This window comes from Pseudonocardia charpentierae, assembly GCF_031845345.1.
GTDB lineage: Bacteria > Actinomycetota > Actinomycetes > Mycobacteriales > Pseudonocardiaceae > Pseudonocardia > Pseudonocardia charpentierae.
In genome coordinates, this window is record NZ_JAVREJ010000017.1 from 47,336 (window position 1) to 71,425 (window position 24,090).

General features: G+C 73.0%; 29 protein-coding genes. 16 read left to right on the forward strand and 13 right to left on the reverse strand.

The features are described 5' to 3' along the window. The first annotated feature begins 30 nt into the window (after positions 1 to 30). The gene (locus RM445_RS22035; protein WP_311558719.1) at positions 31 to 1,380 is read left to right on the forward strand and encodes an MFS transporter; all 1,350 of its coding nucleotides are present in this window, start codon (positions 31 to 33) and stop codon (positions 1,378 to 1,380) included. Positions 1,381 to 1,400: 20 nt separating this feature from the next. On the opposite strand, the gene RM445_RS22040 is transcribed toward RM445_RS22035, so the two are convergent. Next, entirely contained in the window at positions 1,401 to 3,038 is a 1,638-nt protein-coding gene (locus tag RM445_RS22040) for a hypothetical protein (RefSeq protein ID WP_311558720.1), read from the reverse strand. Positions 3,039 to 3,566: 528 nt separating this feature from the next. On the opposite strand from RM445_RS22040, the gene RM445_RS22045 reads away from it, so the two are divergent. Continuing rightward, entirely contained in the window at positions 3,567 to 5,219 is a 1,653-nt protein-coding gene (locus RM445_RS22045) for an ABC-F family ATP-binding cassette domain-containing protein (protein ID WP_311558721.1), read from the forward strand. A gap of 98 nt (positions 5,220 to 5,317) precedes the next feature. On the opposite strand, the gene RM445_RS22050 is transcribed toward RM445_RS22045, so the two are convergent. Continuing rightward, a complete protein-coding gene (locus tag RM445_RS22050; protein ID WP_311558722.1) occupies positions 5,318 to 5,968 on the reverse strand; it encodes a hypothetical protein in 651 nt (216 codons plus the stop codon). A gap of 188 nt (positions 5,969 to 6,156) precedes the next feature. On the opposite strand from RM445_RS22050, the gene RM445_RS22055 reads away from it, so the two are divergent. Next, positions 6,157 to 6,516 carry a VOC family protein gene (locus tag RM445_RS22055; RefSeq protein ID WP_311558723.1) on the forward strand — a complete coding sequence of 120 codons (360 nt, stop codon included), beginning with the start codon at positions 6,157 to 6,159 and terminating at the stop codon, positions 6,514 to 6,516. A gap of 29 nt (positions 6,517 to 6,545) precedes the next feature. Continuing rightward, positions 6,546 to 6,941, forward strand: coding sequence for a VOC family protein (locus tag RM445_RS22060; protein ID WP_311558724.1), 396 nt, complete (start codon positions 6,546 to 6,548; stop codon positions 6,939 to 6,941). A gap of 92 nt (positions 6,942 to 7,033) precedes the next feature. Here RM445_RS22060 and RM445_RS22065 read toward each other — a convergent pair whose 3' ends face one another. The 4 genes from RM445_RS22065 to RM445_RS22080 all read right to left on the reverse strand — a co-directional run bounded on the left by RM445_RS22065 (position 7,034) and on the right by RM445_RS22080 (position 9,445). Beyond that, positions 7,034 to 7,993, reverse strand: coding sequence for an FAD-dependent oxidoreductase (locus RM445_RS22065; RefSeq protein ID WP_311558725.1), 960 nt, complete (start codon positions 7,991 to 7,993; stop codon positions 7,034 to 7,036). Between the two features lie 13 nt (positions 7,994 to 8,006). After that, positions 8,007 to 8,318 carry a hypothetical protein gene (locus RM445_RS22070; protein ID WP_311558726.1) on the reverse strand — a complete coding sequence of 104 codons (312 nt, stop codon included), beginning with the start codon at positions 8,316 to 8,318 and terminating at the stop codon, positions 8,007 to 8,009. Between the two features lie 63 nt (positions 8,319 to 8,381). Beyond that, entirely contained in the window at positions 8,382 to 9,065 is a 684-nt protein-coding gene (locus tag RM445_RS22075) for an NUDIX domain-containing protein (RefSeq protein ID WP_311558727.1), read from the reverse strand. Continuing rightward, positions 9,062 to 9,445 carry a DUF4406 domain-containing protein gene (locus tag RM445_RS22080; RefSeq protein ID WP_311558728.1) on the reverse strand — a complete coding sequence of 128 codons (384 nt, stop codon included), beginning with the start codon at positions 9,443 to 9,445 and terminating at the stop codon, positions 9,062 to 9,064. The genes RM445_RS22075 and RM445_RS22080 overlap by 4 nt, the downstream gene beginning before the upstream one ends. Before the next feature lie 48 nt (positions 9,446 to 9,493). On the opposite strand from RM445_RS22080, the gene RM445_RS22085 reads away from it, so the two are divergent. Next, complete coding sequence (locus tag RM445_RS22085; protein WP_311558729.1) at positions 9,494 to 10,258, forward strand: DeoR/GlpR family DNA-binding transcription regulator; 765 nt, start codon at positions 9,494 to 9,496, stop codon at positions 10,256 to 10,258. Between the two features lie 5 nt (positions 10,259 to 10,263). On the opposite strand, the gene RM445_RS22090 is transcribed toward RM445_RS22085, so the two are convergent. Next, positions 10,264 to 11,112, reverse strand: a complete 849-nt coding sequence (locus RM445_RS22090; RefSeq protein ID WP_311558730.1) for a LysR family transcriptional regulator — start codon at positions 11,110 to 11,112, stop codon at positions 10,264 to 10,266. A 97-nt stretch (positions 11,113 to 11,209) separates the two neighbouring features. Here RM445_RS22090 and RM445_RS22095 point away from each other — a divergent pair, with 97 nt between their 5' ends. Next, entirely contained in the window at positions 11,210 to 11,935 is a 726-nt protein-coding gene (locus RM445_RS22095; protein ID WP_311558731.1) for an SDR family oxidoreductase, read from the forward strand. A gap of 7 nt (positions 11,936 to 11,942) precedes the next feature. Here the strand turns inward: RM445_RS22095 and RM445_RS22100 are convergent, their stop codons facing one another. The 3 genes from RM445_RS22100 to RM445_RS22110 form a co-directional block, all read right to left on the reverse strand. After that, positions 11,943 to 12,383, reverse strand: a complete 441-nt coding sequence (locus RM445_RS22100) for a hypothetical protein (protein ID WP_311558732.1) — start codon at positions 12,381 to 12,383, stop codon at positions 11,943 to 11,945. A 59-nt stretch (positions 12,384 to 12,442) separates the two neighbouring features. Next, complete coding sequence (locus RM445_RS22105; RefSeq protein ID WP_311558733.1) at positions 12,443 to 13,288, reverse strand: Rossmann-fold NAD(P)-binding domain-containing protein; 846 nt, start codon at positions 13,286 to 13,288, stop codon at positions 12,443 to 12,445. Positions 13,289 to 13,366: 78 nt separating this feature from the next. Then, entirely contained in the window at positions 13,367 to 14,236 is an 870-nt protein-coding gene (locus RM445_RS22110) for an NAD(P)H-binding protein (protein ID WP_311558734.1), read from the reverse strand. A 120-nt stretch (positions 14,237 to 14,356) separates the two neighbouring features. On the opposite strand from RM445_RS22110, the gene RM445_RS22115 reads away from it, so the two are divergent. After that, positions 14,357 to 15,283, forward strand: a complete 927-nt coding sequence (locus tag RM445_RS22115) for an AEC family transporter (RefSeq protein ID WP_311558735.1) — start codon at positions 14,357 to 14,359, stop codon at positions 15,281 to 15,283. On the opposite strand, the gene RM445_RS22120 is transcribed toward RM445_RS22115, so the two are convergent. Beyond that, positions 15,258 to 16,367: an L-idonate 5-dehydrogenase gene (locus RM445_RS22120; protein WP_311558736.1), complete on the reverse strand. Its 1,110-nt coding sequence runs from the start codon at positions 16,365 to 16,367 to the stop codon at positions 15,258 to 15,260. The genes RM445_RS22115 and RM445_RS22120 overlap by 26 nt on opposite strands. Then, positions 16,367 to 17,143: an SDR family oxidoreductase gene (locus tag RM445_RS22125; protein ID WP_311558737.1), complete on the reverse strand. Its 777-nt coding sequence runs from the start codon at positions 17,141 to 17,143 to the stop codon at positions 16,367 to 16,369. Before RM445_RS22125 ends, RM445_RS22120 begins: the two co-directional genes overlap by 1 nt. 115 nt (positions 17,144 to 17,258) lie before the next feature. Here RM445_RS22125 and RM445_RS22130 point away from each other — a divergent pair, with 115 nt between their 5' ends. From RM445_RS22130 to RM445_RS22155, 6 genes are all read left to right on the forward strand, one after another. Next, positions 17,259 to 17,615 carry a VOC family protein gene (locus tag RM445_RS22130; RefSeq protein ID WP_311558738.1) on the forward strand — a complete coding sequence of 119 codons (357 nt, stop codon included), beginning with the start codon at positions 17,259 to 17,261 and terminating at the stop codon, positions 17,613 to 17,615. A gap of 2 nt (positions 17,616 to 17,617) precedes the next feature. Further along, a complete protein-coding gene (locus RM445_RS22135) occupies positions 17,618 to 18,001 on the forward strand; it encodes an ArsR/SmtB family transcription factor (RefSeq protein WP_311558739.1) in 384 nt (127 codons plus the stop codon). Next, positions 17,976 to 18,488 carry an SRPBCC domain-containing protein gene (locus tag RM445_RS22140; protein ID WP_311558740.1) on the forward strand — a complete coding sequence of 171 codons (513 nt, stop codon included), beginning with the start codon at positions 17,976 to 17,978 and terminating at the stop codon, positions 18,486 to 18,488. Before RM445_RS22135 ends, RM445_RS22140 begins: the two co-directional genes overlap by 26 nt. Further along, positions 18,485 to 18,775, forward strand: a complete 291-nt coding sequence (locus tag RM445_RS22145) for a YciI family protein (protein WP_311558741.1) — start codon at positions 18,485 to 18,487, stop codon at positions 18,773 to 18,775. The genes RM445_RS22140 and RM445_RS22145 overlap by 4 nt, the downstream gene beginning before the upstream one ends. Positions 18,776 to 18,821: 46 nt before the next feature. Next, complete coding sequence (locus RM445_RS22150) at positions 18,822 to 20,273, forward strand: aromatic amino acid ammonia-lyase (protein ID WP_311558742.1); 1,452 nt, start codon at positions 18,822 to 18,824, stop codon at positions 20,271 to 20,273. 106 nt (positions 20,274 to 20,379) lie between these two features. Then, positions 20,380 to 20,796: a DUF6069 family protein gene (locus tag RM445_RS22155; protein WP_311558743.1), complete on the forward strand. Its 417-nt coding sequence runs from the start codon at positions 20,380 to 20,382 to the stop codon at positions 20,794 to 20,796. Positions 20,797 to 20,806: 10 nt separating this feature from the next. Here RM445_RS22155 and mtnA read toward each other — a convergent pair whose 3' ends face one another. Then, positions 20,807 to 21,799 carry an S-methyl-5-thioribose-1-phosphate isomerase gene (mtnA, locus tag RM445_RS22160; protein WP_311558744.1) on the reverse strand — a complete coding sequence of 331 codons (993 nt, stop codon included), beginning with the start codon at positions 21,797 to 21,799 and terminating at the stop codon, positions 20,807 to 20,809. A 57-nt stretch (positions 21,800 to 21,856) separates the two neighbouring features. On the opposite strand from mtnA, the gene RM445_RS22165 reads away from it, so the two are divergent. From RM445_RS22165 to RM445_RS22175, 3 genes are read left to right on the forward strand one after another with little or no spacing between them, the layout of a single operon-like run. Beyond that, positions 21,857 to 22,378, forward strand: coding sequence for a pyridoxamine 5'-phosphate oxidase family protein (locus RM445_RS22165; RefSeq protein ID WP_311558745.1), 522 nt, complete (start codon positions 21,857 to 21,859; stop codon positions 22,376 to 22,378). Between the two features lie 24 nt (positions 22,379 to 22,402). Then, positions 22,403 to 23,110 carry a DUF899 domain-containing protein gene (locus RM445_RS22170; protein ID WP_311558746.1) on the forward strand — a complete coding sequence of 236 codons (708 nt, stop codon included), beginning with the start codon at positions 22,403 to 22,405 and terminating at the stop codon, positions 23,108 to 23,110. Further along, positions 23,107 to 24,087, forward strand: coding sequence for a methyltransferase (locus RM445_RS22175; protein ID WP_311558747.1), 981 nt, complete (start codon positions 23,107 to 23,109; stop codon positions 24,085 to 24,087). Before RM445_RS22170 ends, RM445_RS22175 begins: the two co-directional genes overlap by 4 nt. Positions 24,088 to 24,090: the final 3 nt, after the last annotated feature.

The following is a 24,090-nucleotide window of genomic DNA, read 5'->3' on the forward strand; positions in this document are numbered from 1 at the left end:
GGCCGGTGGATCCTGTGGGAACCAGGTGATGTGACGACCAGGGCCACGGCCACCGTCCAAGAGGCGATCGACGAGATCGGCTACGGCAGATTCCAGCGCCGGTTGCTGGCGGTCTGCGGCGTGACGTGGGCGGCCGACGCCGCCGAGGTGCTCCTCGTCGGGTTCGCCCTGCCGTCGATCCGTGCCGAGTTCGGCCTCGACGCCATCACCGGCGGTCTGCTCGCGACGGCCGGCTTCGTCGGCATGCTGCTCGGCGCGTGGTTCTGGGGGCCCATGGCCGACCGGATCGGACGGCGGCGCGGTTTCGTCCTCACCGTCGCGGTGTTCGCGGTGTTCGGGCTGGCAGCGGCGTTCGCGCCGAGCCCGGGCTGGCTCATGCTGTTCCGGTTCCTCGCCGGCTTCGGCCTCGGCGGGGCGCTGCCCCTGGACTTCTCGCTGTACGCGGAGTACCTGCCCAGCGAGGGGCGCGGACGTCGGCTGGTGCTCCTGGAGAGCTTCTGGGCGGTGGGCACCATCATTGCCGCGGGACTGGCGTGGCTGCTCGTGCCGACCGTGGGCTGGCGTCCCCTGATGGCGGCGTCCGCCCTGGCGGCCCTGCTCGTGCTGTGGATCCGGGCGCGCGTTCCAGAGTCGCCGCGGTGGCTGGTGGTCGCCGGTCGCACGGCCGAAGCCCGAGCGGTGGTCGCGCAGGTGGCCGCGGTCAACGGCCGGCCGATGCCGGCGGAGGAGATCGTGCCCGAGCCGCCGGGGGAGCGGGTCGGCGTCCGCACGCTGTTCCGGCCCCGGCTGCGCCGGATCACGGTGATGCTGTGGGCGGCGTGGTTCGGCATCGCGTTGGGCTACTACGGATTGTTCTCCTGGCTGCCGACGGTGTTCGTGCGGCAGGGCTACAGCTTCCTGGCCAGCTACGGCTACGCGTTCGTCCTCGCCCTGGCCCAGGTGCCCGGCTACTTCTCCGCGGCCTGGTTGGTGGAGCGGTGGGGCCGCCGTCCGACGATCGTGAGCTACCTGGTCGTGAGCGCCGCGGGGACCTTCCTCTTCGCGTTGGCGCCCGGCACCGGGTTGCTGCTCACGGGCGGGATCCTGATGAGCGCGTTCTCCCTGGGGGCGTGGGGCGCGCTCTACGCCTACACACCCGAGCTCTACCCGACCGCGGTACGGGGCACCGGGTTCGGCGCGGCGAGCGGGATGAGCCGGATCGCCGGCGCGCTGGCTCCGCTGATCGGCGGTGCGCTCCTCGCGTCGTCGCTCGTGCTTCCGCTCGGGGTGTACGCGCTGGGCTTCCTGCTCGGCGCGGCGGTCGTCGGGCTGCTCGGGGTGGAGACGCGGGGGCGCCCGCTGGAGGACGCACTCGTGCCCGAGGTGCGGGCCGGACGCTGAGGCGCGGGTGAGCCGGCCGCTCACTCGTGGGTGGGCCGGCGGGCGATCAATGCGTTGTCCTTCGGGTGCCGGAGCCCCGGTGCGGTCGTCGGTGTGAGGTGGCCGAGGTCGCGGCGCTCCACCCGGTTGGTGACCGTGCTCATGCCGACGACCTCCCAGCCGCCACCGGGCTTCCGCGTCACGGCGGGGTACTTGGCGAGCCTGTTCGCCTTGGCGCTGTCCTTGGCGGCCTTGCCCTTCGCCTGCTTCTCGATGTTGATGAGCTCCAGTGCGCGGTCGACGTGGAGGTTGTATTTGCTGCACATGGCCGCCATGAGAACGCTCTTGTCGACGGGGCTCGGGTAGCCGTGGCCCTGGAAGAGCAACCCGCCCTTGTTCGCGCCGACGACGATGGCGTTCTCGAGCTTCCAGACGTCGGGGTCGCCGACGGTCAGCGCGTCGTAGGTGGGGTGGTTGTAGAAGACGACGTGGTCGCCCACCACCAGCTCGGTCTCGCTCCCGAGCGTGACCTTCTCGAGCGGCCGCATCGTCGTTGGTTTCGTGCCGTCGGAGACCCTGACGTCGCCGACCAGGTCGGCGAAGCCGTCGTACTTCAGGACGGGCTCGATGTTGCCGTACGCGACGTTCTTGTCGAACGTGTCGATCCCGATCGTCTCCGCCCACGCCCGGTACTCGATGAGGCTCACCAGATAGTCGCAATGGATGAGCGTGCGCGCCTTCGGGTCGGTCTGCGGCGTGAACAGAGACGTGATCGCGGTGTACGCGTGCTTCTTGCCCTCGGCGGACAGGGGGAAGAGATAGGCCTCGCCGCTCTTGTTGGGGCCCCAGTACGCCGTCGCGGCGTCGTTCACCTTGGCCGCGACGCCCTTCGTCCCGTCACTCTCGCGGTTCGGGTAGCTGAAGCCCTTGGCGACGTCCTTGTCGACCATCTGCGACCCCCGCATGTACAGGGCGACCAAGACGCGCTGCTTGACGTCCTGGACGAACGGCGTCGTCGACCCGTAGCCCAGCTCCTTCTTCGTCATCTCGGCGACGGTCGTCCTGATCAGGTCGGTGCGGCCCTTCTCGACAAGAGGGAGGTCGCCCTGCGTGTTCTGCACGATCTCGGGCAGCTCGCTCACCGCGAGCTCCTGCATGGCAGCCGTCTCCGACGGGGCGCCGAGGTAGCGCAGGATGGAGCCGACCTGATCGGGCGGCCACGTCATGAAGTCGGTCTTCTTGGCGGCGAGGAACGTCGTCCACGACGTCTTGGCGACCTTGGCGGCGATGGTCTGCATCGCCATCACCAGACGCGTCCCGCCGACCGCCACGCCGAGTGCCTCGTCGCCGCGGACCTCCGGTTCCAGCGCCTGGAGCTCGGGAAGCAGCGCGTCCATCGCGTGGCCCTGGATGTCGGCGAGCTGTTTCTGCGGAGGATCCGTCGAGGGCGGCTTCTTCGCGGGCGCCTTCTTCTTCTTGTCGCGCTGGACGGCCAGGCCCGGCGGCCGGCTGAGCCCGCCGGCAGGTCCGAGCAGCGCGGAGACCGCGGCGTTGCCGGCCGTCCGCTGGAGCCGGATCAGCGCCGCGGGCCCGTTTCCGGTCCTGTCGCCTCGTGCTGGCGGAGCCGCGACGTCGCCGGTCGTGTCGCCGGAGCGGTCCCTGCCTCGTGCGACGACCACCGGTCGAGTGTGCCAGTGCGGAGGATCACCGATCGGGCACACCTGCCTGCCCTTACGGGCATCGACAGCCCGGAGCGATGCGCGTGAAAGGCGCACCATGGTTTTCGATCTTGAGCGAACAGCAACAGCGTGCCTTTCACGCGTTGCCACCGGCCGCTATCGGGCGGCGGGCGGCGCGGCGAGGGCACCGCGGAGGGTGGCGACGGCGTCATCGTGGACAGGCTGTCGGTGAGCAGACCGATCTGCATGCCGTGGCTCACGGGCGGCGCCCTTCCGCAAAGGTGGGGTCAGGGGACGCCGAACAGTGTCACGAACGGGTCAACAGTGGGCTCCGGACCCGACTGGTGACCCGTTCGCGAGGGCGCATCCCCGCTGGTAGCTTCGGAGCGAGTAGTGCAGAGGCGAGGAGCGACCGTGACGGGTGGCGTCGGCATCTCCGGGTGATGCCCGCAACGTTGTGTTGCCGGTGTGCGCGGAGGTGCCTTGATCGCGCCCCCGTCCCCCGCTCTCGCTGTCGAGGTCTCCCGCATGTCCGACGCGTCGATCGTCTGTTCGCACCTGTCGTTCTCCTGGCCGGACGACACCCCCGTCTTCCAGGACCTGTCGTTCTCGGTGGGCCCGGGCCGCACCGGCCTGGTCGCGCCGAACGGGGCAGGCAAGAGCACCCTGCTCCGGTTGATCGCCGGTGAACTGCGGCCCCGCGCGGGCTCGGTGGCCGTCGCCGGGGTGCTCGGCTACCTCCCGCAGAGCCTGCCGCTGACCGCTGAGTTGACCGTCGCCGAGGTCCTGGGCGTCGCACCGGTGCTCGACGCGCTGGCGGCGATCGAGTCCGGGGATCCGAGCGAGGAGCACTTCGCCACGATCGGCGACGACTGGGACGTCGAGGAACGCACGCGGGCCCAGCTGGACCGGCTCGGTCTCGGCGACGTGCCCCTGACCCGGCGCCTGGGCACCGTCAGCGGCGGCCAGGTCGTCACCCTCGGGCTGGCGGCGCAGCTGCTGAGACAGCCGGACGTCCTGCTGCTCGACGAGCCCACCAACAACCTCGACCTCGACGCCCGCCGGCGGCTCCACGAGCTGGTGGAGGGATTCCCCGGCTGCGTGCTGGTGGTCAGCCACGACCGCGCGCTGCTGGACCGCATGGACGCCGTCGCCGAGCTGGAGCCGGACGAGGTCCGGGTGTACGGCGGCGGCTACAGCCGCTACGCCGAGGCCGTGCGCGCGGAGCGGGAGGTCGCGGAGCGCAACGTCCGCAACGCCGAGCAGGAGCTCAAGCGCGAGAAGCGGGAGATGCAGCAGGCCCGGGAACGGGCCGCCCGACGGGCGAGCAGCGCCGCGCGGTCCCTCGACGACGCCGGGCTGCCCAAGATCTTCGCCGGGACGATGAAGCGCAACGCGCAGGAGTCGGCGGGGCGGGCGAACCAGACGCACACCTCACGGGTCGGCCAGGCACGGGCGCGGCTGGACGAGGCGGACCGGGCGGTGCGCGACGAGCAGAGGATCAGGCTCGAGCTGCCGGACACCCGCGTGCCGGCCGGGCGCACGGTCTTCCTCGGCGAGCGGATCCAGGTGCGCCTCGGTGACCGGGCCCTGTTCGCGGCCGACGGCGTCGACCTCGTGATCCGGGGCCCCGAGCGGATCGCGCTCACCGGCGCCAACGGCACCGGCAAGTCGACCCTGCTGCGCGTCGTCAGCGGGGAACGGACGCCGGACGGCGGTGCGGTCACGCGTGCGGCGGGCCGGGTCGCGTACCTGTCCCAGCGGCTCGATCTGCTGGACCTCGACCGCAGCGTCGCCGAGAACCTCGCCGACTTCGCGCCGGCACTGCCGCAGCCGCAGCAGATGAACGTGCTCGCCCGCTTCCTGTTCCGCGGCTCCCGCATCCACCTCCCGGTACGGGTGCTGTCGGGCGGGGAGCGGCTGCGCGCCACGCTGGCGTGCGTCCTGCACGCCGAGCCGGCGCCCCAGCTGCTGCTGCTCGACGAGCCGACCAACAACCTCGACCTCGTGAGCGTCGAGCAGTTGGAGAGTGCACTCGGCGCCTTCGCGGGTGCACTGGTGGTGGTCAGCCACGACGAGCGGTTCCTCGCCGGAATCGGCGTCGACCGGTGGCTGCGGCTGGAGGGCGGACGGCTGGTGGAGACCGGGCCGCCGGGGCGCGGAACGTCGTCCGCAGGGTGAGAACACCGGCCGGTCGCGCTGCAGCGCGCGGCTGAGCGGAGCACCAGTCGGCGCCCGACCCGACTGATGACCCGCTCACGGCTACCTGCCCTCAAGGGTCAGCCGGTGCCCGCCGGAGCGGTGGTCGTGGTCTCGGTGGTCGCGGTGGTGGTCGTCGCGTCGGTGGTGGCGTCCGTCGTGGTCGTGGATGCCGTCGTGGATGTGGTCGCCTTCGGCGCACCGGTGGTCATGTCGTAGCACGGCCGCTCGTCCAGCTTGCGGACCGCCTTCGCCTCGTCCTTGGGCAGGGGGACGACGACGAAGGTCGGGTAGGCCTCGTCGTCCGAATCGTCGTCCGAATCGTCGTCCGAATTGTCGGACGTCGTCGTGGTCGTCGTCTCCGGGGTCGTGGTCGTGGTGGTGTCGGTGGCGGCGCCGTCGACCGCGGCCGCCAGCGCCTCCTGGGCCACCGTCTCGGTGGTCGTCTCCGGGGCGGTCGTGGTGGTGGTCGTCGCGCCGACGGCGGTGCCGTCGCAGACCCGGTACCAGACGTAGCGGACGTCGCCGCGGTCGCGGAACACGCGGTCGTGGCCCCGTCCGCGGTCCCGGTCGTTGTCGGACTGGAAGGCCGCCGGTGCGGGGGAGCTGTCGTTGGCGGCCAGCGCCGGCACGACGCCGACGACACCGATACCCGACGCCACCAACAGCGACGTCAGGGCCACCCTCCTCAACGACGCCGTCTTCCGTCGACCGTTCACGTTCTCGATCATCAACCCTCCCGGTGTGCGTGCCCGGCCGGTCCGCGTGCCCACGTCGGTCGGACGGATGCAACGACGTTATGGGCGGGGCTGCCGGGGAGGACCCCCCAGAGACGGGGTGAGGTGACCCCCGAGTGGAGGCGGGCGGCGGCGCCGAAACAGCTGTCCCGTGATCGTCCGGACCGTGCGAAGGTGGACCGATGTTCACCCGGCTTCACCACATGCAGATCGCCATGCCCCGCGACGCCGAACCGCAGGCGCGGGCCTTCTTCGTCGACGTGCTCGGCATGACCGAGGTGCCCAAGCCCGAGGTCATGGCCCGGCGCGGCGGGGCGTGGTTCCGCGCCGGAGGGGTCGAGCTGCACCTGGGCGCCGAGGACGACTTCGTCCCCGACCGCAAGGGGCACCCCGGCATCCTCGTCGACGACCTCGACGACGTGGCCGCCCGCCTGACCCGCGCGGACTGGCCCCTGCGCTGGGACGACGACTTCCCCGGGTTCCGGCGCTTCTACGCGAACGACCCGTTCGGCAACCGCATGGAGTTCCTCCAGGAGCGGTGATCGCGATCGGCCCGGGATACCGTCGCCTCGTGCCGCACCTGGGCCACGTGATCGTCTACGTCTCCGACCTGGCCGCGTCGGTCGCGTTCTACCGGGACGTGGCCGGGTTGGAGCACCGGTTCACCGACGCCGGGTACGCCGAGTTCGCCACGGGTCCCACCCGCTTCGCCCTCTACGAGCGGCGCCGGGCGGAGTGGCTGACGGGCCACCCGGTGACGCCGGGGCCGGGCGCCGAGGTCGTCCTGCTCGTCCCGGACGTCGACGCCGTGGCGACCGGGCTGCGGGACCGCGGCGTCCCGCTGCTGAGCGGTCCGGCGGACCGGCCGTGGGGCCACCGCACGCTGCACGTCGCCGACCCGGACGGATTCGTGGTCGAGTTCGCGCAGGAGATCCCGCGGGCCCGCTCGCGCCGTGACGACGGCTGAGCACCTCGCCCGCCCCGGCACCCCGCGCGGCGTGCCGGGCCGTGCACGGGTTCCGGCACGCGCCACGCCCGGATCGGCGCGCGACGTGGGGTTCAGGCCAGGGGTTCGGCCAGCGCTGCGACCTCCTCGGCGCAGCCCCACGAGAGCGTGATGCCGGAGCCGCCGTGGCCGTAGTGGTGGATCAGCGGGGTGCCGTTGGCGAGGTCGGCTCCCCGTTCCAGGCGCACCGTCGGACGTCCGGGGCGCAGGCCGGCGACGTGTTCGAGCACCGGAGCGTCGGCGACTGCCGGGGCGAGGTCGGTGCATCGCGCGACGATGGCGGCCGCGGTGTCCGGGTCGGGGATGTCGTCCCACTCGCCTTCGTCCAGCGTGCCGCCGAGGATGACGTCGTCCACCCGCGGGTGGACGTAGGCGCGGCCGTCGGGATGGTGCTCGTCGCGGATCGAGAGCGTGAGGCCGGGGTTGGCCACCCGCACGATCTGTCCGCGTACCGGGACGACGCTGTCGTCGCCGGCGAGCGTGCGGGCGCCGAGACCGGCGCAGCAGACCACGAGGTCGGCGGGACCGGCGTCGGCGAGGCTCGTCAGGTGCCGCATCTCGGTCACCGCTCCGCGGCGCTGGACCTCGTCGACGAGCCAGGGCAGGTGGACGGACATGTCGGCCAGGGGCACCGTGAACCGCAGCCCGTGCCCGTAACCGCGGGGCAGGTCGTCAGGGGTCGCCGGCCGGACGCCGTGCACCGCCTCGGCCCACCAGGGGTGCTCGGGCGGGTCGCGGTAGAGCGCCAGGGTCTCGCGCATCAGCACGCCCGGCACGCCGTCGCGGGCCTGGGCGGCAAGCACGTCGTAGGTCCTGGCGCCCCACTCGGCGACCCGGCCGCGTGGCCCGACACGGGTGGGGAACCACACGGCGGCGGCCCGGGCGGAGGTCGTCGCAGTGATCGGACGGTCGGCCAGCAGCCGCACCCGCCAGCCGCGGTCCTGCAGGTGCCACGCGGTGGTCAGGCCGACGATCCCGGAGCCGACGATCACGGCGGTGCGTGCGCCGGCCATCAGCGGCGAGGGCTCACAGGTCGGTCCGTCCGTGCCAGAACGCGCCCAGCTGCGCGCGGTCGAACTCCGCACGGCTCACGCAGGGCTGCGTCGTGTTGCCGTCGTTGCCCTGGACGACCAGCCTCCAGCACTTGGGCGCGGCACACGACCCCCAGGCGGGCGTGCCGACCGGACTGGTCACGGTGCCGCCCGCCTGACAGCCGTAGTCGTACACACCCTGGTCGGCCTTGGCCACCACGGTGCCTTCGCTGCCGCCGCAGGCGACGAGCGCGGACAGCGCGGCGGCCCCGCACAGGAGCGCGCCGAGGCGTCGAGCCCGGCTCACCGCCGGGCCTCGACGCGCGGATGCAGCACACCGGCAAGCGTAGGCCGACCCGCGTCGCTCCCGTCAGCTGCCGACGGGTGCCGAATCGTGCAACTCTCGGAAGAGGTCCGAGAGTGCCGCCCACTGCAACAGCATGATCGTCTTCGCGTCGGCGATCCGGCCGTCGGCCGTCATCGCCAGTGCGTCGGCGAAGGGCAACTCCACGACCTCGATGTCTTCGCCGTCCGCTGCCAGGCCGCCTCCGGGTCCGGTGCGGGTGCTCGCGCTGTACGGCGCCGCGTAGAAGTGCACGAGCTCGGTGACCGAACCGGGGCTCATGTACACGTCGAACACGTGCTCCAGGTCGCCGACGTCCACGCCCAGTTCCTCGGCCGTCTCCCGGCGGATGGCGGCCTCCGGGTCGTCGTCGTCGAGCAGGCCCGCCGCAGCTTCGACGAGGTAGCCGTCGGCGTGCCCGTTGACGTACACGGGGTACCGGAACTGTCGGGTGAGCAGCACGGTTCGGCGGGCGACGTCGTACAGCAGGATCGTCGCACCGTTGCCGCGGTCGTAGGTCTCCCGCTGCTCGGTCGTCCAGTGCCCGGCGCGGTGGCGGTGGTCGTAGGTGGTCCGCCGGAGCACATGCCAGCCGCTGGCCAGCAGTTCGACGTCGCGCACGACGATGTCGGGGTTGCGGGTCAGGTCGCGTCCGGCCCGGTCCAGGCCGGTGCGTCCGCGGTGGTCCGGTTCGTCGATGCCGACGGTCACGCCGCATCCGCCTCGGCGTAACCAGGGATCTCCTCGATCCGGTGGTAGACGGGGATGCCGCGCTGCTCGGCGATGGCGACGTCCTGATCGGCGCCCGTCGAGTCACCGGGCAACCGCAGGACCGCGTCGCAGTGCTGGAGCAGCCGCTCGACCGTCGGGTAGAGGACTCGCTCCGCGAGAGGGTGCGTCACGCCGTCGGCACCCGCCGAGCGGAGCACGGGCAGGGCGACCCACTCGCCGATCACGGGAACGTGCCCGCTGCGGAAGATCGGCCAGGCCGCCTCCTCGAGACGGCCGAGGTTGCGGGCCATGAGGTCGGGGTCGTCGCCGGTGCCGGAGCGGTAGGGGCCGGCGACGAGGATGAGCATGGGCTTGGTCATGCCCGTACGGTATCGTGCAGAAGTCGGTAGAAACAAGGAGTAATACGCATGCTTCCTGCGCAGCGTCGCGACTGGCTCCTCGACCGGCTCCGCACCGACGGACGCCTCGTCGCCCGGGATCTCGCCGTGGAGCTCGGGGTGTCGGAGGACAGCGTCCGGCGTGATCTCCGCGAACTGGCCGCGGCCGGGTTGTGCCAGCGGGTGTACGGGGGAGCGCTGCCGGTGTCGCCCGCGGTCGCCGACTACGCCACCCGGCAGGACGTCGAGACCGACAGCAAGCGCCGCGTCGCCGCAGCGGCAGCCGCGCTCGTGGTCCCGGGCAGCACCGTCATCCTCGACGGAGGGACCACCACACTGGCCGTGACCGAGGCGCTCCCGCGTGACCTGCACGTCACGGTCGTCACCCACAGCCCGACGATCGCGGCGGCGCTCGCCGACCACGCCGACGTCGAGGTCTTCCTTCTGGGCGGCCGCCTGTTCCGGCACTCGATGGTCACCTGTGGAGCCGCGGCCGTCGAGGCGGCGCAGGCCGTGACGGCCGACGTGTTCCTGCTGGGGGTGACCGGGGTCCACCACGAGGCCGGGTTGACGACGGGCGATGCCGACGAGGCGGCCATGAAGAGGGCCCTCTCGCGGCGCGCCGCCGACACCTACGTCCTGGCCAGCGCGGAGAAGGTCGGTGCCGCGTCACGCTTCCTCGTGCTGCCGCTCGCGGCCGTGAGTGGCGTGGTCACCGACGCCGCACCGGACGACCCGGCCGTGCGGCAGCTCGTCGCGGCAGGCGCGCGGCTCGTCGAGCCCGGACGCTCCTGACGGCGCTACAGGCGGGTCGCGGCCCGGACCAGCCCGGCGACCGCCAGCGACCGGCTGTGCGGCGGCCAGGCGATCACTGTCGTCACCGGGGGCGCGTCCAGCACCGGCACGGCGGCGAGGTCGCCGCGCAACTGGGCCCGGCACGACTCCGGCAGGACCGCCGAGGCCCGGCCCAGTGCGATCAGCTGGAACAGCTGGGCGGTGTCGCGGACCTGCGCACCCGGACCGTCGGCGTACGTGCCGTCGTGGCGGGGCCAGCGCGGCAACGGCAGCCCGGGCAGCGCGGCGACGTCGGCCGTCAGCACGTGCCGACGGCTGGTGAGGGGGTGCCCGGCCGGCAGGACCACCACCTGCCCCTCCGTGTACAGCTCCTCGGTGTCGAACCCGGCCGTCGAGTCGAACGGCAGGTGCAGCAGCGCCACGTCCGCCCGCCCGTCGCGCAGCAGCCGCTCCTGTTCGGCCGGCCCGCACAGGAGCACGTCGACGGCGACCGCGCCGGGTTCGGCGGCGTACGCGTCGAGCAGCTTCGCCAGCAGCTCGTCGGACGCCCCGGCCTTCGTGACGAGGACCAGGCCCGGGTGGCCGGTCGCGGCGAGGGCGGCGCGCCGGGTGCGGCGGTCGGCGGCCTCGACCGCGTCGAGGGCGGCCCGGCCCTCGCGCAGCAGCACCGATCCGGCCTCGGTCAGCGTGACGCTGCGGCTGGTGCGTTCCAGCAGCTCCACCCCGAGCCGGCGTTCGAGCTGCCGGATCGCCCGCGACAGCGGCGGCTGCGAGATCCCGAGGCGCTGCGCGGCCCGCCCGAAGTGCAGCTCCTCGGCGACGGCGACGAAGTACTGCAGCTCCCGCGTCTCCATGCCGCCACGGTACGGGCGGGAACCGATACCCGGCAGGTATCGCCGCACACCCAGACGGTGTTGAACGACCTGCCGCGGCGCACGCACCATCGATGACATGAGCGAGAAGACGATCGTGCTGGTCACCGGCGCGAACAAGGGGATCGGTTACGAGATCGCGGCCGGTCTGGGCGCGCTGGGCTGGACCGTCGGCGTCGGCGCGCGGGACGAGGAGCGGCGGGAAGCCGCCGTGGAGAAGCTGCGCGCGGGCGGCGTCGACGCGTTCGGGGTGCCGCTCGACGTGACCGACGACGCGAGCGTGACGGCGGCCGCCCGGCTGATCGAGGAGCACACGGGCCGCCTCGACGTGCTCGTCAACAACGCCGGCGTGACCGGCGGCGGGCCCCAGGAGCCGACCGTGGTCGACCCCGCTGCCGTGCGTGCCGCCGTGGAGACCAACGTGATCGGCGTCCTCCGCGTCACCAACGCCATGCTGCCGCTGCTGCGCCGCTCGGCGTCGCCGCGGATCGTGAACATGTCCAGCACGGTCGGCTCCCTCACCCGGCAGACCGACCCCGACGCCGAGACGGGTCCGCTGTCGGCCGCCTACTCGCCGTCGAAGTCCATGCTCAACGCGCTCACGATCCAGTACGCCAAGGAGCTGCGCGACACGAACATCCTGATCAACGCCGGCTGCCCCGGCTACACCGCGACCGACCTCAACGGCTTCCGCGGCGTCCGCACTCCGGAACAGGGCGCGGCGATCGCGATCCAGCTCGCCAGCCTGCCCGACGACGGCCCCACCGGCGGCTTCTTCGAGGAGGCCGGGGTGGTGCCCTGGTGACGGCCGGTCAACCGTCGGACTGTTCCTGCACCTTCATGCCGGACTCGGCGAGGTGGGGCGCGCCGCCGCCGAGGCGCTCGGCCTTCTCCACCACGGCCTGCCAGACGTCGTAGTAGGTGCGGTCGTAGCCCTCGACGAGCTGGTAGGTCCACAGGCCCGGCACGACGTCGCGGCCGACGAGCACCTCGTCGATCTCGTCGGCGAGCTCGGGATGTCCGGCCTTCCTGAGGTGGCCGACGGCCTCCTGCAGCGCGAGGTCGGCCTTCCCCGAGCGGCGGTGGAAGGCGTACAGGTGGCCGCGGGCCTCCTCGATCACCTCGAACGCGGCCGACAGCGCGCCCAGGGCCGCCACGGTCTCGTCGGTGACCCCGTCGGGCACCGGGTGTCCCGGCGGGCGACCGGGGTGGCGGGCCGAGCCGAACCGGGCGATCAGGTCGTCGTCGCTCATGCGGTCGGGATGCCCAGCGGGCTCGGCGTGAAGCGTGGGCCCGTCGTCGCCGTCGCGAGTCAGCCTTCGGTGTCGTGCCAGACGCCCGTCGGGGCGGTGGCCGCGGCGTACTCGGTGAAGTCGCGGGGCGGGCGGCCGAGCGCACGCTGCACGCCGTCGGTCAGGTAGGCGTTGCGTCCGTCGAGCACGGTCTCGAAGATCTCGGCGAAGACGTGCGCCTCCTCTGCGGGCACGCCGTTCGCGGTGAGTCCGTCGACGAACTCGTCCGCGGTGATCCGTTCGAACGCGACGGCGCGGCCGGTGGCGGCGGCGATGTCGGCGACGGCATCGGCGAAGCTCATCAGCCGCGGGCCCGTCACCTCGTAGACCTGACCGGCGTGGCCGTCTTCGGTCAACACCGCCACGACGACGTCGGCGATGTCGTCGGCGTCCACGAAGGGCTCGCCGATCTCGGGTGCGGGCAGCGCGACCGTCCCGCTCCTGACGAAGGCCTCGAAGCCCTTCTCGCTGAAGTTCTGGGCGAAGAACGCGGAGCGCACGATCGTCCACGCCGTCCCGGCGGCCATCACGGCCTGTTCGGCCTGCTGCGCGGCCTTCTCCCCGCGTCCCGAGAGCAGCACCAGCCGGCCGACGCCGCTGTCCGCGGCGAGCCCGGCGAAGCGGTGCACGCGCTCCAGCGCCTCGGGCGCGACGAGATCCGGGTAGTAGACGAGGTAGGCCGCGGAGACGTCGCGCAGCACGGCGGGCCACGTGCGCTCGTCCGCCCAGTCGAAGGGTGGCTCGCCCGACCGCGAGCCGAGCCGCGTGGCGACGCCCCGTGCCGCGAGCCTGCTCGCCACCCGTCGGCCGGTGGTGCCCTGGGCGCCGAGGACGAGAGTCAGGTCTGGGGTGTCCGTCGATGTCATGGCCTCAGTCAAGGGGCCGGACGTCCGGCGCGAAATCGCCGAGGCTCTCGACGGCATACGCGGGCGTCCGGACCCGACTCAGAGCAGCGGACGCAGGACGTCGTAGGCCCACGACCCGAGGGTCGTCGGAGTGGTGGTGGTGACGTCACGGGCCTGTTCGGGGACGAAGCCGTCGCGCATGCCCGTCGACATGCCCATCACCGCCTCGACGAGGCCGTCGCTCATGCCGTAGCCGGCGAGCAGCCCGCGCATCTCGTCGTCGGTGATCCGCTCGGCCCGGACGGGGTGTCCGGTGGCGTCGGTGACGATCGCAGCGGCCTCGGCCCAGCTGAGGTCCGCGGGGCCGTGGACGGCCTGCACCCGGCGGCCGGTCCATCCGTCGGACAGCAGGCGTGACACCGCGACCTCGGCGATGTCGCGGGGTGCGACCCAGGGCATCGGCTGATCGACGGGGAGCACGATCGGCACCACGCCGGCGCGGACCGCGTCGAGTTGCAGCAGCAGGTTGCTGAAGAAGAACCCGCAGCGCAGGTGCACGACCGAGGCGCCGGTCGCGTCGAGATGCTCCTCGGTGCGGGCCAGGTCGTCGATCTCGCCCGCGCCGTGCCGCAGTTCGGCGCCGATGCTGCTCTGGAAGACGGTCCGGGAGATCTGGTTCTCCGAGACGGCGCGGGCCACAGCATCGGTCGCGAGCGCGTAGTCGGCGCTCGGGTCGTCGGCGAAGGTGGGCGGGTCGACCCAGAACAGCGCGTCGGTGCCCTTCGTGGCGGCGACGACCGCGTCGGCGTCGCGTTGATCCACCGGCACGGCGTCGACCCGCTCGAGAACGGCAGGGTCCACGCGGGCGGGATCGCGGACGAGAACGGTCGGCCGGACACCGGCGCGGACGAGCATCTCCACGACGTGGCGGCCGACGTTGCCGGTGGGAGTGGTGACGGTGATGCGCACGGATGCCTCTCGCTGCGGGAGCCGGTGTGGGCGGATCGACCGTATCCGAGGCATCTCGTTAGGTATCCTAAGCAAAAGGCGATGTCGGCGCGGGAGGGCGATCGCAGCGGTGGCGGGCTTGTGAACGGCGTGGTCCAAGGCTTCGTCGTCATCGGGATCGTCATCGTGGTCGGGTACCTCCTGGGGCGGTGGGAGGTGCTCGGACCCGCGGCGGTCCAGGTGCTGTCGCGCGTGGCGTTCTTCATCGCGAGCCCCGCGCTGCTGTTCGTCACGCTCGCGCACGCCGACATCGGCGCCGTGTTCTCCGAGGCGCTGATCGTCACCGCCGTCAGCAGTTCGATCGCCTGCCTGCTCTACCTGCCGGTCGGCGTGCTGCGACGGCGACCGCCGGGGGAGACCGCGGTCGGCTCGATGGCCAGCGGATACGTCAACGCCGGCAATCTCGGCATCCCCATCGCCACCTACGCCCTCGGCAACGCGGCAGAGGTGGCGCCGGTGATGCTGTTCCAGCTGACGGTGCTGGCGCCGGTCTTCTCGACGGTGCTCGACCTCCTGGCGTCGCGCACGGCCGGCGAGCGCCCGCCGCTGCTGCGAACGCTGACGGCTCCTCTGCGCAATCCGATCGCGATCGCGAGCGCCGCGGGCCTGGTCGTCTCGGCGACGGGCCTGCAGCCGCCCGCGGCGGTCCTCGCCCCCGTCGAGCTGATCGGCAACCTGGCGGTGCCGGCGATGCTGCTCGCGTTCGGGCTGTCGTTGCGGGGCGCGGCGCGACCGGGAGCAGGCGACGGCGCACCGTCCCTCGTCGCCGTGCTGCTGCTCAAGAACCTCGTCCAGCCCGCACTGGCGCTGGCGCTCGGCGTCGCGCTGGGGTTGCAGGGCCACGCGCTGCTCGCGGTGGTCGTGTGCGCCGCGCTCCCCACCGCGCAGAACGTGTTCGGCTACGCGGTGCGGTTCGGCCAGGGTGTCACGCTCGGCCGGGATGCCGGGCTGGCCACCACGCTGGTCAGCGTGCCCGTGCTCTTCACCGTGGTGGCCCTGCTCGACTAGGGGCGAGCGCCGGGTCGAAGGTCAGCAGGACCTTGCCGGAGCGGACGGGGTCGGCGGCGGTCGCGAGGGCCGTCAGGGCGTCGTCCACCGGGTACTCGTGCGTGATCACGGCCTCGACGTCGAGCGACCCGTCGGCGAGGGCCCGGAGCACGTGGCCGATCTCGTCGATGAAGCGGAAGGAGCCGACGAGTTCGAGTTCCCGGGCGATGGCCGTGGAGACCGGGACGGGCTGATCGCCGGGCGGGAGCAGGCCGAGCATGACCACCCGTCCGCCGCGAGCGGTGTTCTCGATGGCGGCCGCGAGGCCGTGCGGGCTGCCGGACGACTCGATGGTCACATCCGGTTGCACGGTGCGGACCGCCGCTCTGTCCGAGGCGAGCAGGATCCGGGTTGCGCCGAGTGCCCGGGCGCGGTCGAGCGGAGGCTGGTGCAGATCGACGACGGTGATCTCGGCTGCACCCGCACGGCGCAGGACGGCGACGACCAGCGCGCCGATCGGCCCGGCACCGATCACGAGGGCGCTCCGGCCCCGGACCTCTCCCGCACGGCTGACGGCGTGCCAGGCGACGCCGGCCGGCTCGGCGAGCGCGGCCGTCCGCAGCGACAACCCGGCGGGCAGCGGGCGGAGCATGTGCGCCTCGATCGTCAGGTAGCGCGCGAACCCGCCCTGGGTGTGCGGATGGTGGGCGGCGCTGCCGAGGTAGGTGCCGGCAGGGGAGATGTTGGGCCGGTCGGCGGGATAGCGCTGGGTGCCGTCGCCCGGATGCGGCCGGGCCGGGTGCACGGCGACCGGGGTCCCGGTCGTCGGCCCCGACCCGTCGGTGGCGGCGCGGCGGACGGTGCCGACGATCTCGTGGCCGAGCAGCATCGGTTCCCGCAGGATCGACACCCCGGCGGCACCGTGCTGCCAGTAGTGCAGGTCGGAGCCGCAGATGCCGCCGTAGGCGACTTCGACGACGGCCTCGTCCGGCCCGGGGGCGCGGACGGCGACCGGCTCGACGCGGACGTCGCGGGCCGCGTGCGCGACCAGGCCGACGGCGCGGTCCGGGATACCGCCGACCGCTGCAAGGAACTCGGCGCTCATCACACGACCGCCGTCATGCCACCGTCGACGAAGATCGTCTGCCCGTTGACGTAGTCCGATGCGGCCGACGCGAGCCAGACGGTGGGCCCGACGAGGTCCGCGCTGCTGCCCCAGCGGCCGGCCGGGGTGCGGCCGACCACCCAGGCGTTGAACACGGCGTCGTCGACGAGGTTCTGGGTCATCTCGGTGTGGATGTAGCCCGGCGCGACCGAGTTGGCCTGGATGTTCGCCCCGCCCCACTCTGCCGCCATGGCCCGCGTGAGGTTGCGCAGGCCGCCTTTGAAAGCGGTGTAGGGGGCGATGGTCGGGCGGGCCAGGTCGGACTGGACGGAACCGATGTTGATGATTTTGCCTCGGCGGCGTTCGACCATCCTGCGGGCCACGGCCCGGCCGACGACGAAGGCGCTGGTGAGGTTGTGCTCGATCACCCGCCGCCAGTCGGCCACGTCGAGGTCGAGCATCGGGACCCGGTGCTGGATGCCCGCGTTGTTGACCAGGACGTCGATCGGGCCGACGTCGCCCTCGACGCCGGCGACCGCGGTGACGACCTGTTCCTCGTCGGTGATGTCGAACGGGGACGCATGGACCCGGTCGCTGCCGTGGCGTTCGGCCAGCTCGGCGCGGGTCCGGTCGAGCCGCGCCTTGCCGAGCCCGTTGAGGACCACGGTGGCGCCCGCCGCGGCGAGCCCGTCGGCGAGGCTCCGACCGATGCCACGGCTGGATCCGGTGACGAGAGCGACCCGACCGCCGAGGTCGAACGCGGGGGAGGCGGGCATCGGTACTCCTCGGTCGGTGAGGGCTCGAGCGTAATCCGTGTCTTTCGTCAGTTGACGCTAACGTTCGTCAACGCTAACGTTGGGGCTCGTCAGACGATGAGGAAGGAGTTCGCAGATGGGCATGCCGATCGCGTTCTTCGAGGTCGTGAGCGACGACCACGAACGAGCACAGAAGTTCTACGCCGCGCTGTTCGACTGGCAGGTCGCGGTCGACCCGGGGATGGGGGGCTACGGCCTGGTCGACACGGGCTCGGGGGAGGGTGCGATCGGCGGGGGCATCGGGCCGTCCGCGGCACCCGGCGACACGGGAGTCAAGATCTACGTCCGGGTGCCCGACCTTCAGACGTCGCTCGACCGTGCCGAGGAACTGGGCGGGACGGTGCTGGTGCCGCCCACGGACCTGCCCGGCGACTACGGCCGGTTCGCGCTCCTCGCCGACCCGGACGGCAACCCGGTCGGGCTGTGGGCCTGACAATGTCCGACGACGACGCCGGCTCGGCCGCTGACCCCGGCGCCGAGCTGGCCACGGATGAGGCGTTGCGCGCGCTGGCCGAGCCGCGCCGGCGGGCGATCCTGCGCCTGGTCGCGCACGAGGAACTGCCTGCCGGGCAGATCGCCGAGGCCTTCGACGTCACCCGCACGGCCGTCAGCCAGCACCTGAGCGTGCTCAGGAACGCGGGGCTCCTCCACGAGCGCCGCGACGGCACGCGCCGGCTCTACCGGGCCCGGCCCGAGGGCCTCGCCGGGCTCCAGGCCTTTCTGGATCAGATGTGGGCCACCTCCCTGCACACCGCCGCCCGCCTCGTCGAGGCCGAACGAGGGATCACCGAGCATGACGACGTCACCGCAGCAGGCTGAACCGCTACGTCGGCCCCCGATCCGGCAGGCGACGACGGTCCGCAGCGACGTCGAGCACACCTTCACGGTGTTCGTCCGGGAGATCGGGACGTGGTGGCCGACATCGATCATCTCCGCGGGGCAGGACCGGGTCCGCGCCGTCACCGTCGAGCCCCACCGCGGCGGCCGCGTCTACGAGACGTGGCACGACTACACGACGGTCGACTGGGGCACGCTGCTGGTCTGGGAGCCGCCGCGCCGGTTCACGATGTCGTGGACGTGCACACCCGCTCCCACCGAGGTGGAGCTGACCTTCACCGCGCTCGGGCCGGCGCTCACCCGCGTCGCCGTGGAGCACCGCGGGTGGGAGGCGCTGAGCGAGGCCCAGCTCCGCGAAGACTGTGCGCAGCCGGGGGGCTACGCCGCCGGCGCCTTCGCGACGGGGTGGACCCGCATCCTCGCCGCGCTCGCCGAGGCCGTCGACGCCGACACGGAGGGATCCGCATGAAGTACGTCCTGTTCTACGACCTGGCCGAGAACGCGGAGGGGCTCGCGATGGAGCACTTCCCGGCGCACCGGGCGCGGATCGACGAGTTCCACCGGCGCGGCGTGCTGCTGCTCGTCGGCACCTTCGCCGACGATCCGGTGGGCGCCATGGCGGTGTTCGCGACCCGGGAGGCCGTCGACGAGTTCATGGCCGACGACCCGTTCCTGCGGCACGGCGTGGTCGGCCGTCACCGGATCCGGGAGTGGGACGAGATCCTGCAGCCCGCGACGAGCGGGAAGTCCGTCTGACCGAGGCCGGAGGTCGACGGGCTGCGCTCGCGGCGAGAATCAGCCGATGACCGACGAACCGCGCATCGTTGTCGACGGGACCGCCCTGACGTGCACGGAGGTCGTGCGGGCGGCCGAGCAGCGCGCGTCGATCGTCGTGGACGCCGCGGTGTGGGAACGGGTCGGCCAGGCGCACGAGAAGGCCCAGACGGCCAGCGCCGCCCGCCCGGTCTACGGCCGGACGACCGGCGTCGGGGCCAATCGCGACGCGGTCGTCGCGGCCGGCGACGCGAGCACCCACGACCTGCGGCTCCTGCTGAGCCACGCTGCGGGAGTGGGCGATCTCCTCGACGCCCGGACGACCCGGGCGGCGATGCTGATCCGGCTCAACCAGCTCACCGCCGCCGGAAGTGGCATCCACCCCCGGTTTCCCGAGGCGCTCGAGCAGGCGCTGCGGACCGGCGCGCTGCCCGCCGTGCACATCACCGGGACGATCGGGACCGGCGACCTCACCGCGCTGGCCGAGATCGCCCTCACCCTGATCGGCCGGCGCCCGTGGGTGCACGGTCACGTGCCGCCGGTCGTGGCCGGTCCCGGCGACGCGCTGGCGTTCATGTCGTCGAGCGCGGTGACCCTGGCCCGGGCCGCACTGGCGTGCGAGGAGCTCAGCCGCCTGCTGGACGCCTCGCACGTGGTCGCGGCGCTCTCGTACTGCGCGCTGGGTGGCTCCGCGGAGGCGTTCGCCGAGGAGGTGCATGCGCGGCGGCCCCATCCCGGCGCGGTGCGTACGGCGGCGGAGATGCGCCGGATCCTCTGGCACGAGGGGGAGCTCGGCCCGGGCAGGCGCATCCAGGACCCGTTCGGTCTGCGGGCGTTCCCGCAGGTGCAGGGCGCCGCGCTGGACGGTGCCGCGCAGCTCCGGCGGGTCCTGGAGATCGAGATCAACGCCGCGGCGGAGAACCCGCTGATCGACGTCGACTCCGGTGCGGTGTTCCACCACGGACAGTTCTCCACGGCGTATCCCGCCCTGGCGCTGGACCACGTCCGGGCGGCCGTGCACCACGTCGCGGAGCTCTCCGCGGCCCGGCTCGGCGACCTGGTGGAGCCGGACCTCACCGGCCTGCCGGCGTTCCTCGCGGACGGCCCCGTCGGCAGCTCGGGCGTGATGATCCTGGAGTACGTCGCGCACGACGCGCTGGGCAGGCTGCGGCACTCGGCCGGCCCGGTCACCCTCGGCACCTCGGTCATCTCCCGGGGGCTGGAGGACCACGCGAGCTTCTCGCCCCACGCCGCGGGCAGCGCGTTGGCGGCCGCCGCCGCGTACCGCACCCTGCTCGCGTGCGAGCTGGTGGCGGCGACGCGGGCGCTGCGGATCGCCGGCACGCCCCCGCGCGGCCACGTGCTGGCGGCCGCGTTCGCCCACGTGACGGCCCGCCTGCCCGACATCCGCCCGGACCACCAGCTGGGCGACGAGATCCGGATCGCCGAGGAGCTGCTCGACGACCTCGCGGCGTCCTGACCCGTGGAGGAGAAATCTCCGAAGGATGTGTCGTATCTCGTCGGTCCCGTTCGTAGCCCTGGTGAGAGACCGGCACCGGCCGGTCACCGCTACATCGGAGGCCACCATGTCCGCGACCTACGCCACCACCGCCCCCCGCACCTCCGCGTCGATCGGTTCGCTCGTCGGGACCGGGCTCGCCGCCACGGTCCTCGCCAGCGTCGCCACCCCGGTCGTCGCCGCGGCCGGTCTCGCCGCCGGGATCAGCCTGGACATCGCGGGCGCGCCGATCCCCGTTCCCGGGTTCGCCACGTTGACCGCGGTGTTCTCCCTGGTCGGTGTGGTCCTCGCCGTCGTCCTGTCCCGCACCGTCCGCCGCCCGCGCACCGTCTTCGTCCGCACCACCGTGGTGCTGACCGTCCTCTCCCTGGTGCCGGACGTCATCGTCGACGCCGCCCCGGCCACGAAGGCGCTGCTGATGCTGACCCACCTCGTCGCCGCCGCCATCGTCGTCCCGATGGTCGCGCGCCGGCTCGCCGCCTGACCCACGCGCGTCAGGGCCGCCAGACCTGCTGCTCGGTGACGATCGCCGTGATCAGGCCGGCGGGCGTCACGTCGAAGGCCGGGTTGTAGGCACGGGTACCGGGGACGGTGGTGTCGGCTCCCGCGAGCCGGACCACCTCGTCGGCGTCGCGTTCCTCGATCGGGATGTCGGCGCCGGACAGAGTGTCGGCATCGACGGTGCTCTGCGGGGCGACGACCACGAACGGGATCCGGTTGTGGGCCGCGGCGCAGGCCAGCCCGTATGTGCCGATCTTGTTGGCGGTGTCGCCGTTCGCGGCGATGCGGTCGGCGCCGACGACGACCGCGTCGACCAGGCCGGCGGCCATCGCGGCGGGCGCGGCCGAGTCGACGCAGAGGCGGTGGGGGAGGCCGGCCCGGTGGAGCTCCCAGACGGTCAGGCGGGCGCCCTGCAGGAGCGGCCGGGTCTCGGTGGCGATGGCCTCCTCGAGGCGGCCGTCCCCGGCGAGCTCGCGGATCGCGCCGAACGCGGTGCCGCCGCCCATGGTCGCGAGGGCGCCGGAGTTGCAGTGGGTGAGCACGCGCAGCGGGCGGTCCGGGCACTCGTCACGCAGGACGTCCGCGGCTCGGCGGGCGGCGGTGCGGTTGGCCCGCTCGTCCTCGGCGAGGACGGTGTGGGCCTCGGCGAGCACCCCGTCGGCTCCGTCCGGGAGCCGGGTGAGCACCCGCTCGACGGCCCAGCGCAGGTTCACCGCGGTCGGCCGGCTGTCGACGATCCGTTGCGCGTCCCGCCGGACGGCCGCCTGGTCGAGCCGCCCGCCGGGCTCCTCGTGCTGCCGGGCGGCGATCGCGACGCCGAACGCTCCGGTCACCCCGATGACCGGAGCGCCGCGGACCACGAGCCTGCGGATGGCGTCGACGACCTCGTCGACCGTGGTGAGCCGCAGGTGACGCAGCTCCGCCGGCAACACCGTCTGGTCGACGGCGACGATCGCTCCACTGTCCCAGTCGACTGGTCGTTCCACGCCGCCATTGTCGGCCGTCCCCCGATGAGTTCGGCGACCGGAGCCGGTCACAGCTCCATGACCGAAGGAAGGATCGACCCGCGGTACGGCGACGCGTCGGCAACCGCCCCGGCGTGGGACGACATCGCCCGCCTGCTCACCGACGCCCAGCTCTACTGGATCGTCACCGTCCGCGCCGACGGGCGTCCGCACGCCGTGCCGCTCGTGGGGGTGTGGCACGACGGAGCGTTCGCCTTCTGTACCGGTGCCGACGAGCAGAAGCAGCGCAACCTCGACGCCGACCTGCACGTCGCGGTGACGACCGGCAACACCGGCGCGGGTGGCTGGGACGCCGGCCGGGACGTCGTCGTCGAGGGCACCGCGGTGCGCGTGACCGATCCCGACGACCTGCAGGAGCTCGCCGACGCCTGGTTCGAGAAGTACGGCGACGACTGGCACTTCGCGGTCCGCGGCGACGAGTTCGTCGAGCTCAGCCACTCCGGCGGCGGCACGGAGGGTGGCGCGCGGGTCTACCGGGTCGCGGCGGACAAGGCGATCGCGTTCGGCGGCGACCACGGCCAGACGACCTACCGGTTCTAGACGATCACTGACTCGAGGAGACCCATGTCTGTGCAGAGCTTCACCACACCCCCGATCGTCTCGCCGCAGGAGTGGGACGCGGCGCGCGAGCGGTTGCTCGTCAAGGAGAAGGAGATGACCCGGGCACGCGACGCGCTCGCCGCGGAGCGCCGCCGGATGCCGTGGACGGCCGTGGAGAAGGCGTACGAGTTCGACGGTCCGGACGGCCGGGTGAGCCTGCTCGACCTGTTCGAGGGCCGTCGCCAGCTGGTCGTCTACCGCGCCTTCTTCGAGCCCGGGGTGCACGGCTGGCCCGACCACGCCTGCCCGGGGTGCTCCATGCTCGCCGATCAGGTCGCCCACCTCGCGCACCTGAACGCCCGCGACACCACCCTGGTCTTCGTCACGCGGGGCCCGCAGCCCGAGATCGCGCGGCTGAAGAAGCGGATGGGGTGGACGATGCCGTGGTTCACCATGACCGACGGGTTCGACGTCGACTTCGGCGTGGACGAGTGGCACGGCACGAACGCGTTCATCCGCGATGGCGACCGGGTGTTCCGGACCTACTTCGTCAACAACCGCGGCGACGAGGCGATGGGCAGCACCTGGAGCTACCTCGACATCACCGCGCTCGGGCGGCAGGAGGAGTGGGAGGACTCGCCGGAGGGCTACCCCCAGACCCCGCCCTACCAGTGGTGGAACTGGCACGACGAGTACCCGGCGGCACAGTCGGCAGCACAAGCGACGACGTGAGCACCCCGGCGGACCGGCTCGCCCGCCTCGCCGACGGCTACCTCGTGACGCAGCTGCTGTTCGCGGCGGTCGCGCTCGGGGTGCCGGAGGCGCTCGCCGCCGGCCCGCGCAGCGCGGACGACCTCGCGGCCGAGCTCGGCGCGGCGCCCGGTCCGCTGTACCGGGTGCTGCGCGGCCTCGCCGCCGAGGAGGTCGTCGAGGAGCGGCCCGACGGGCGGTTCGCGCTCACCGCCGTCGGTGCGCACCTGCTCCCGGCCGCGCCGGTGTCGCTGCGTGGAGTGGTCACCGCGCGCGGCGAGGTCTACTACGAGGCGGCCGCCGGGCTCGTCGGCGCGCTGCGCGGAGGGAACGCGCCGTACGAGGTCGTACACGGGCAGGCCTTCTTCGCCCACCTCGCTGCGGACCCGTCGCGGCTCGCCGCGTTCCAGGCGTCGATGGCCGACCGCTCCGCCCGCGAGGCCGGCGCCGTGGTCGCGGCCTACGACGTCGCGCCGTTCCGGTCGGTCGTCGACGTCGGCGGGGGTGGCGGCGTGCTGCTGCGTGCCGTCCGCGCGCGCGCGCCGCACGCCGACCTGGTGCTGTTCGACCGCCCCGAGGTGGTCGCCTCCGTCGACGATCCCGGCGTGCGCCCGGTCGCGGGCGACTTCTTCGACGCGGTCCCCGCCGGCGCGGACGCCTACCTGCTCTCGCGGGTGCTGCACGACTGGGACGACCACGACGCGCTGCGGGTGCTGCGCACCTGCCGGGCGGCGATGCGGCCCGACTCGGTGCTCGCCGTCGTCGAGGCGGTGCTGCCCGAGTGCGCCGTCGACGACCCGGCGGCGGTGCGCATGGATCTGCACATGCTCGTGCTCCTGAAGGGGCGCGAACGGACCGCCGCCGAGTACGCCGCGTTGCTGGACGCAGCCGACCTGCGGCTGACCGGGGACGTCCCGACCCGGGCCGGGGTGCACGTCCTGGAGGCCCGGGTGCGGTGACGC

What these genes read in the sequence shown, in the direction of transcription:
- RM445_RS22045 (WP_311558721.1), top strand. Translation starts at nt 3,567, where the DNA reads ATGTCCGACGCGTCGATCGTCTGTTCGCACCTGTCGTTCTCCTGGCCG.
- RM445_RS22050 (WP_311558722.1), bottom strand. Translation starts at nt 5,968, where the DNA reads ATGATCGAGAACGTGAACGGTCGACGGAAGACGGCGTCGTTGAGGAGG.
- RM445_RS22055 (WP_311558723.1), top strand. Translation starts at nt 6,157, where the DNA reads ATGTTCACCCGGCTTCACCACATGCAGATCGCCATGCCCCGCGACGCC.
- RM445_RS22065 (WP_311558725.1), bottom strand. Translation starts at nt 7,993, where the DNA reads ATGGCCGGCGCACGCACCGCCGTGATCGTCGGCTCCGGGATCGTCGGC.
- RM445_RS22080 (WP_311558728.1), bottom strand. Translation starts at nt 9,445, where the DNA reads ATGACCAAGCCCATGCTCATCCTCGTCGCCGGCCCCTACCGCTCCGGC.
- RM445_RS22085 (WP_311558729.1), top strand. Translation starts at nt 9,494, where the DNA reads ATGCTTCCTGCGCAGCGTCGCGACTGGCTCCTCGACCGGCTCCGCACC.
- RM445_RS22090 (WP_311558730.1), bottom strand. Translation starts at nt 11,112, where the DNA reads ATGGAGACGCGGGAGCTGCAGTACTTCGTCGCCGTCGCCGAGGAGCTG.
- RM445_RS22095 (WP_311558731.1), top strand. Translation starts at nt 11,210, where the DNA reads ATGAGCGAGAAGACGATCGTGCTGGTCACCGGCGCGAACAAGGGGATC.
- RM445_RS22100 (WP_311558732.1), bottom strand. Translation starts at nt 12,383, where the DNA reads ATGAGCGACGACGACCTGATCGCCCGGTTCGGCTCGGCCCGCCACCCC.
- RM445_RS22105 (WP_311558733.1), bottom strand. Translation starts at nt 13,288, where the DNA reads ATGACATCGACGGACACCCCAGACCTGACTCTCGTCCTCGGCGCCCAG.
- RM445_RS22120 (WP_311558736.1), bottom strand. Translation starts at nt 16,367, where the DNA reads ATGAGCGCCGAGTTCCTTGCAGCGGTCGGCGGTATCCCGGACCGCGCC.
- RM445_RS22125 (WP_311558737.1), bottom strand. Translation starts at nt 17,143, where the DNA reads ATGCCCGCCTCCCCCGCGTTCGACCTCGGCGGTCGGGTCGCTCTCGTC.
- RM445_RS22130 (WP_311558738.1), top strand. Translation starts at nt 17,259, where the DNA reads ATGGGCATGCCGATCGCGTTCTTCGAGGTCGTGAGCGACGACCACGAA.
- RM445_RS22135 (WP_311558739.1), top strand. Translation starts at nt 17,618, where the DNA reads ATGTCCGACGACGACGCCGGCTCGGCCGCTGACCCCGGCGCCGAGCTG.
- RM445_RS22140 (WP_311558740.1), top strand. Translation starts at nt 17,976, where the DNA reads ATGACGACGTCACCGCAGCAGGCTGAACCGCTACGTCGGCCCCCGATC.
- RM445_RS22145 (WP_311558741.1), top strand. Translation starts at nt 18,485, where the DNA reads ATGAAGTACGTCCTGTTCTACGACCTGGCCGAGAACGCGGAGGGGCTC.
- RM445_RS22150 (WP_311558742.1), top strand. Translation starts at nt 18,822, where the DNA reads ATGACCGACGAACCGCGCATCGTTGTCGACGGGACCGCCCTGACGTGC.
- RM445_RS22155 (WP_311558743.1), top strand. Translation starts at nt 20,380, where the DNA reads ATGTCCGCGACCTACGCCACCACCGCCCCCCGCACCTCCGCGTCGATC.
- RM445_RS22165 (WP_311558745.1), top strand. Translation starts at nt 21,857, where the DNA reads ATGACCGAAGGAAGGATCGACCCGCGGTACGGCGACGCGTCGGCAACC.
- RM445_RS22170 (WP_311558746.1), top strand. Translation starts at nt 22,403, where the DNA reads ATGTCTGTGCAGAGCTTCACCACACCCCCGATCGTCTCGCCGCAGGAG.